Genomic DNA, 7,112 nt, shown 5'->3' with positions numbered 1-7,112 from the left:
TTGCTGGGGCATCAGCCTTGGCGGGATTATTAAATTTAGTTCCCCGTTATTTACCTCGGTATGGCATGGCCCCGGAATGGACTCGGGCGGTTAAACCTTTGGTAATCATTTTTATGGCGATCACCTTTGCGATAACGTTGATTTTTCGCGCTAACGTAGATGCCCAAGGGGCAGCCTATGCCACGGGAGTTTTGGTGCTAATGAGTTCGGCAGCAATTGCGGTGGCTCTCTTTTTTCATCGTCAACGTTCCCGTTGGAGCACGGGCATTTTTGCGGCGATCGCCCTTGTATTTATTTACACCACCATTATCAACATCATCGAACGACCAGATGGGATTCGTCTCGCCATTTTCTTTATCACTACCATTGTCACCACCTCGTTAATTTCTCGGGTGTTTCGCTCCACCGAACTGCGGGTCACATCCATTGAATTAGATGACTCAGCCCAAGAAATTTTGTCTAAATACCAACATCAAAGCATTCACCTGATTGCCCATCGTCCTTTTAAAAAGGAATTCCAGGAATATCGGCAAAAGGAACAATCTGCACGCCATAATAACCACATTAGCAAAAGTGACCCCTTGATTTTCTTGGAAGTGGACGTAGTAGACGCTTCCGTGTTTGTGGATGCCATCCATGTACGGGGCATTTATCTGGATAAATATCAAATTCTGCGGGTTCAAAGTTCAGCGGTTCCCAATGCGATCGCCGCTTTATTACTCTATTTACGGGATCAAACTGGCCATTTACCCTCTGTGTATTTTGGTTGGACGGAAGGCAATCCCTTGGAATATTTACTAAGATTCCTCTTGTTTGGGGAAGGAGATATTCCCATTCTGACCCGCGAAGTATTGCGAAAAGCCGAACCCAATCCCCAAAATCGCCCCCGTATTCATGTTAGTGGTTAGGCTCTTGATACTGAATTGTAATCTTTGTGAAAACATTTGAGCTTAGCGGAGTTCGCTAATCATTCACAACTAGGAACCCCTTTGAAAACTTGAGAAATTTCAATCTCAAGCCACGTCGTCGTGGGCAAAGCAATTATAGAGAAAGTCGAGGGCGTAGTTACTCAACTGGTAATAGGTGGGGTCTTCCATAATCCGGTCTCGATCCCGGTGCCGGGCAAAGGGGATAGTCATAATTTCCCCAATGTTAGCGTGGGGCCCATTGGCCATCGTCACCAGGCGATCGCCGCCAAGGATGAAGCAAAAGTGGTCGTGATTTCGATCGCCACTCGGAATTAATCCTTGTCCTAAGTCTATCCGAGCCTAAACCTCCGGGGGCAATTCCAGCGGTAGGGGGCCTAGTAATCCTTTGCGAAAATCGTTCAGCAATTGCACTGCGGCCCTTTCCCGATCGCCGTTATGGCGGGCATCGGCCAGGGCAATTAAATACAAATCCCCGTTCATAGTTTCCGGGGCTACCTGATAACGGTGCGTCAACGCCTCCCCCAGGGACAAATCCAGCAATAGATCCACCATGGCGATCGCCACCGCCTGATTTTCGTAGGCCGCTTCACCAATGTCTTCACAGATAGCCAATTTCAGGGCATTGGCCTGATTTTCCAGCTTGAGGGGAATAACTCCGGGGGAATCGAGCAGTTCTAAACTGTCGGAAATGCGAATCCACCGTAACTGCCTGGTCACCCCTGCCCGCCGGGCACTTTCCACCACCTTGCGCCCCAACAATCGATTAATTAATGCAGATTTACCTACGTTAGGAAAGCCCATCACCACCGCCCGCACTGGCCGAGGTTGCATGCCCCGCCGTTTTCTTCTTTCATTAACTGCCTTACCAGCTTGTTGGGCCGCTTTACTGATGGCCTTCACCCCGGTGCCCTGCTTGGCATTGGCATAATATACCGTTTGATTTTGCTGGCGGAACCAGGTTAACCACTGCTCCTGCAACTCCGGTGTGATCATATCCACCCGGTTGAGAATAATTAATTTCGGCTTTTCTCCCACCCAGAGGGGCACATCGGGATGTTGGGATGCCAAGGGAATGCGAGCATCAATTACTTCCAGCACCACGTCAACTTTGTTTAACTGCTCCCGGAGTTGTCTTTCCGCTTTGGCAATATGCCCGGGATACCATTGGATTAAGGCCATGAGTTGTTCACTTTTTTACTGACGAGGGCTTCTGGGGGCCACGCTCCCACCCATAACAGCTTGCCACATCCCCGCCGGAAGTTACCTTACCCCTAGGCGATCGCCAAAAATCAGCATATATACACCAAGTTAAAAGTAAATCTTTTACACCATTACTGTAATCAACTTCACCGATAAAATTTTCCTCTACCATTCCTGGGGTCAAATCCATACCTGGCCATGACTCCCGCTCTACTTAATATTTCTTAATATTTTTAGTTGCTATAAATTCTCATTTATGCCCCTATAATAATTCGGGAGTAAGTGCTAAAGATTCTCAACTGCTTCATCGGTGGTTTGAGTTTAGTCCTAGGGAAAGATTGGTGATCGCCGCTGTGGTCAAGCCAGAATGGGTCTCGGGTGGACAGAGAACGCTTTATTCTTTGCCTCCATGGCGGCATCCCCCCTAAGGTTCCCAGCACTTATTACCATAATTTATTATTTGTCGTCTCATTAAGGAGGCAATTCTGTGCAAACCTATGGCAACGACACCGTTCAATACGAATGGTGGGCCGGCAACGCCCGTTTCGCCGATCAGTCTGGGCTTTTTATTGCGGCCCATGTGGCCCAAGCGGCCCTCACCGCCTTCTGGGCTGGAGCTTTTACCCTGTTTGAAATTTCCCGTTTTGATCCCACCCAGGCCATGGGGGACCAGGGATTGATTTTACTGCCCCATTTGGCCACCCTCGGTTGGGGTGTGGGCGATGGCGGACAAATTGTGGATACCTATCCCTACTTTGTCGTTGGCAGTATTCACCTGATTGCTTCAGCGGTACTGGGGGCTGGGGCTTTGTTTCATGCCCTGCGGGCCCCCGCTGACCTTAGTACCCTTAAGGGCCAGGGCAAAAAATTCCATTTCACCTGGGAAAACCCCCAACAACTAGGGATGATTTTGGGTCACCATCTCCTGTTCCTGGGGGCTGGGGCCCTACTGTTGGCAGGCAAAGCCATGTATTGGGGGGGATTGTACGACGCCACCACCCAAACGGTGCGGCTTGTGAGCGAACCAACGTTGGATCCCTTCGTTATTTATGGTTATCAAACCCATTTTGCCAGTATCAGTAGCCTGGAAGATCTGGTGGGGGGACATATTTTTGTTGGTGTTCTGCTCATTGGTGGAGGCATTTGGCACATTCTGGTGCCCCCTCTCAGTTGGGCTAAAAAAGTTCTGCTCTTTTCCGGGGAAGCCATTTTGTCCTATTCCCTGGGGGGCATTGCCCTAGCTGGATTTGTGGCGGCCTACTTTTGTGCCGTTAATACCCTGGCCTATCCGCCGGAATTTTACGGCCCGCCTTTGGCAATTAAATTGGGCATTTTTCCCTATTTTGCGGACACCGTGGAACTCCCCATGCATGCCCACACCAGTAGGGCTTGGTTAGCCAATGCTCACTTTTTCCTGGCCTTTTTCTTTCTGCAAGGTCATCTCTGGCACGCACTGCGGGCTTTAGGCTTTGACTTCAAACGGGTCGAACAGGCGTTGGATTCCCTGCAAACCTAGTCATTAGCCATTAGCTTTTCCTCTCTTAAGCAAGCATCGGGGTTTACTTTGCCTAGCCATGCCAGCCTGAAATTAAGACTCCATTGCTGGGTAATGGTAAACTTCTTTTCTTTTTATTCCCTTGCTTGGGTCAATTAACGTTTACTCTCCCATTGCCTAAAAAATTATGGGTCATCCTCACACTTGTTTGTGCTGTTCCCACTGTCTTTTGCGGCATTTACACCAAGGAAATTTAGTTTGGTATTGCTGTCAGTGTCGCCAAATGCAGGCGATCGCCAACGATAGCACTAGCCCTCTTTCTTTCAACACCTCGGAACTGTTAAACCAAGCTTTACTTAACAGTTAACAGCTTCCCCAGATTATTTCTACAAAAAATAAGCTCATTAACTTTTCAGGAACCATGACAAAAATTGGACTCTTTTACGGTACCCAAACCGGCAACACGGAAACCATTGCTGAGCTCATTCAAAAGGAAATGGGCGGTGATAGTGTGGTCGAGATAATGGATATTTCCCAAGCTGATGTTGATGATTTTCAGCAATACAATTCCCTCATTATCGGTTGTCCCACCTGGAATGTGGGGGAACTCCAGAGTGATTGGGAAGGCTTTTACGACCAACTAGAAGAAATTGATTTTAATGGTAAAAAAGTAGCCTATTTTGGTGCAGGCGATCAGGTTGGTTATGCAGATAATTTTCAAGATGCCATGGGTATTTTAGAAGAAAAAATTAGTGGGTTAGGAGGAAAAACAGTAGGATTTTGGCCCACCACTGGTTACGACTTTGATGATTCAAAAGCGGTAAAAAATAACCAATTTGTTGGTTTGGCTTTGGATGAGGACAATCAACCGGAATTAACTGAAGGCAGGATCAAAAAATGGGTTAGTGAAATTAAACCTATTTTGCAATCCTAGGTATTCTCAACCTGGGGGTGTACAGCCATCAATTCTCCAATAATTGATCGACTCCGCCAGTAGTTCATGTTGCTTGAGCTTATCTTAAACATCTGGTCATTTACCACAGTTGCTTTGAGCTTTAACTAACTTTAATTAACCAGAGAATAGTTTAGGCTCGACTGAGTTATTTTCTACTCCTCACTCCACTTAAATACTTACCTTACCTTTTAATCCTAGCCGGACTCCTACCATGAAAAACCAGAATATGCCTCCAGAAACCCCCATTGTCTGGCTCAATTTTAGTCCTGCCTTAAGGCGTTTTGATCGTCCTTTACTGCGGCAATTAAGCAAAAGCCAACCTATTTTACAATGGGATTACCATCAAACCGCCGACGAACCCAACTGTTTAACGACAGGACTAGATTTAGTTGGGGAATATCTGGAAAATTTTGACCAGCCTGTCCATTTAATTGGCCATAGTACTAGTGGTTTGTTGGCGTTATTGTACGCTCGCCAATGTCCCGAAAAAGTCCGTTCCCTCTCCTTGCTTTCTGTGGGGGTATATCCTGCCCTGGATTGGCAAGCCTATTATTACAGTCAATTTGATGCTATGCGCTACAGCCGTCATTTGCTCCTTGGTCAAATGGCCCACCATTTATTTAACTGCTGTTCCCTGCGTCAGACCCAAACCATTGTTAATATTCTGGAAAATGATCTATTAACTTCCATTTCTCCCCACAGTTTGTATAAACAATTAATCATTTTGCCCAACCACATTGCTGTACCTCTCTTGGTGGCAGTGGGAGAAGCAGACGGCATTATCGACACCAGTTTATTCAATGGCTGGCAACGATGGAAAAAGCCTGGCGATCGCCTTTGGTTATGTCCTGAAGGAAAATACTTTTTTCAATTTGAGCACCCAGAAGTCACCGCATTCCAACTGCAACAATTTTGGCGATCATTGCAAGGGCAGGAAGCTCCCTCTTCCACCTCTCTACTGGCCTAGGTTGGTTTCTTCTTCAATTATCAATGTTTTAATTTTAAATCTGGGGAGAATCACATTAAACCAGCTAAGTATATTTAAATTCACTTGCGGTCTCACATCAATTTTTCTCCCCTTATCCATTGGTAAATGTTGAGTGGATTAATCAAGGTATGGCGAATGGGATTGGATATAATAGTATTATTGACAGAGATTCAAAAGCTGTAAGACCGTGTTTGATGTGATCCCTTGACCTCTCAAGTTTCGGAGCAAGTCGGGCAAAAGCTTTTTAGCGCTGCAAATACTTTAGTAAAAAAATCGAGAAGCAAAACGGAACTTTTTAAACAGATTCTAAATACCCTTCAAGAATTAGGGTAAATTTACTAAGGCTTTTAAAAATTTTAATATTTTTTACCGAGATTTTCCGAGCGCCTACAAACCCTCAGATGCGCTTTATTCAGCGCTTTTTAACTGTTTAGAGTTTTGGCGTTTTACAAAACTAGTCGTTCAAGCCCTTGCCTTCCACAGGGCAAAGTTGGCGTTTTCCTAAGCAAATAGTGTTTTGGGGGCTATTGTCGGATATTTTTCCAGTCTAGGTGGCAATATATTATATTTTTGTTACTTAATAAGCACTAATTAAGCTCGAAAAAACTAGAATATACTCTATTACTCACCGATTCATTTTGGTCAAAGGCATAGTTTTATCCTGTAGTCCCCTATGGAACTTCCTCCTGATAACCGAGAAGCCACTGTCCATCCCAATCAACATCAACTTGAGCAGTCTGTACCGTTCAATGATGAGTATGGCGTTAATTTGGCACTTAAGAATTATGGACTCCTTCCATATCACCTAGAGAAGGTTACCAATTTTATGCAATCCCACCTTGATCAAGATCTTTCTGTGGAGGAGATTGCCCAGGAGTTGGGGTTAAGCCAGTTTCATTTCTCCCGCCTCTTCAAGCAAAAAACGGGCATAACGCCCCATCAGTATTTGATCAAACTGCGGCTAGAACGGGCAAAGCATCTGTTGAAGAATACAAAACTGGCAGTTAATGAGATCGCTGATGAATGCTGCTTTGCCAATCCAAGTCACCTCGCTAGGCACTTACGCCGGGAAACAGGGCTATCCCCTAAGCAATTTCGCATTTTGTAGCAAGATTGTGCTCAAATAGCAAATATTTGTTCGATTCTACCGTAAATATAAGCTACATTGCCGTTTATCTTTTCAATTAGGAGCACAGGAAGTCTAATTGTTTATTTCAAGGTTTCTCCCAAAGGGTGCTAATTCTGGTCAGGACGTTTGCCTTGGTTGCCTGTGGGTAGTTTTTGTTAGTTTTCAAAGCGATTCTCACTTGCCAAATTGAAGAAATAATTAGACATTAGCCTCCCGGCTTTCTGAAGCTTTAGTGGAGTAGCTAGTACTTTGCAGATAGGTGCTTGCTCCCACGGAATCCAGTATAAGTTCGTTTTTGTGTACTGTCAGATATGGTTACCTTTATACATTTCCTGGTCTTTTCATGAATGCCGACAAAGAAGATCACCCACTGAAAGGGCAATTAGTGCCAGTAAACTATGAGCACAGTGTCGGTC

The 7,112-nt window shown here is 45.5% G+C and carries 6 protein-coding genes and 2 pseudogenes; 6 read left to right on the top strand and 2 right to left on the bottom strand.

The features are described from left to right. Positions 1-908, top strand: a pseudogene (locus tag IQ219_RS14500) (amino acid transporter); the annotation flags it as partial. Between the two features lie 105 nt (positions 909-1,013). On the opposite strand, the pseudogene IQ219_RS14495 reads toward IQ219_RS14500, so the two are convergent. Together IQ219_RS14495 and ylqF are read right to left on the bottom strand one after the other, a co-directional pair. Beyond that, positions 1,014-1,190 (bottom strand): annotated as a pseudogene (locus IQ219_RS14495) (ABC transporter ATP-binding protein); the annotation flags it as partial. 78 nt (positions 1,191-1,268) lie between these two features. Next, positions 1,269-2,108: a ribosome biogenesis GTPase YlqF gene (ylqF, locus tag IQ219_RS14490; protein WP_194073080.1), complete on the bottom strand. Its 840-nt coding sequence runs from the start codon at positions 2,106-2,108 to the stop codon at positions 1,269-1,271. A gap of 508 nt (positions 2,109-2,616) precedes the next feature. On the opposite strand from ylqF, the gene IQ219_RS14485 reads away from it, so the two are divergent. The 5 genes from IQ219_RS14485 (at position 2,617) to IQ219_RS14465 (ending at position 6,675) form a co-directional block, all read left to right on the top strand. Continuing rightward, entirely contained in the window at positions 2,617-3,645 is a 1,029-nt protein-coding gene (locus IQ219_RS14485; RefSeq protein ID WP_194073079.1) for a chlorophyll a/b binding light-harvesting protein, read from the top strand. Positions 3,646-3,811: 166 nt separating this feature from the next. After that, positions 3,812-3,991 carry a hypothetical protein gene (locus IQ219_RS14480; RefSeq protein ID WP_194073078.1) on the top strand — a complete coding sequence of 60 codons (180 nt, stop codon included), beginning with the start codon at positions 3,812-3,814 and terminating at the stop codon, positions 3,989-3,991. A 54-nt stretch (positions 3,992-4,045) separates the two neighbouring features. After that, the gene (gene fldA, locus IQ219_RS14475; RefSeq protein ID WP_194073077.1) at positions 4,046-4,558 is read left to right on the top strand and encodes a flavodoxin FldA; all 513 of its coding nucleotides are present in this window, start codon (positions 4,046-4,048) and stop codon (positions 4,556-4,558) included. A 232-nt stretch (positions 4,559-4,790) separates the two neighbouring features. Further along, the gene (locus IQ219_RS14470; RefSeq protein WP_194019221.1) at positions 4,791-5,546 is read left to right on the top strand and encodes an alpha/beta fold hydrolase; all 756 of its coding nucleotides are present in this window, start codon (positions 4,791-4,793) and stop codon (positions 5,544-5,546) included. A 694-nt stretch (positions 5,547-6,240) separates the two neighbouring features. Continuing rightward, positions 6,241-6,675: an AraC family transcriptional regulator gene (locus IQ219_RS14465; protein WP_194073076.1), complete on the top strand. Its 435-nt coding sequence runs from the start codon at positions 6,241-6,243 to the stop codon at positions 6,673-6,675. Positions 6,676-7,112: the final 437 nt, after the last annotated feature.

The organism is Synechocystis sp. LEGE 06083 (assembly GCF_015207725.1).
GTDB lineage: Bacteria > Cyanobacteriota > Cyanobacteriia > Cyanobacteriales > Microcystaceae > Synechocystis > Synechocystis salina.
This window is presented reverse-complemented; position numbering and strand designations above follow the sequence as displayed.

Coding starts and splice junctions, on each gene's coding strand:
- ylqF (WP_194073080.1), bottom strand. CDS start 2,108: ATGGCCTTAATCCAATGGTATCCCGGGCATATTGCCAAAGCGGAAAGA.
- IQ219_RS14480 (WP_194073078.1), top strand. CDS start 3,812: ATGGGTCATCCTCACACTTGTTTGTGCTGTTCCCACTGTCTTTTGCGG.
- fldA (WP_194073077.1), top strand. CDS start 4,046: ATGACAAAAATTGGACTCTTTTACGGTACCCAAACCGGCAACACGGAA.
- IQ219_RS14470 (WP_194019221.1), top strand. CDS start 4,791: ATGAAAAACCAGAATATGCCTCCAGAAACCCCCATTGTCTGGCTCAAT.
- IQ219_RS14465 (WP_194073076.1), top strand. CDS start 6,241: ATGGAACTTCCTCCTGATAACCGAGAAGCCACTGTCCATCCCAATCAA.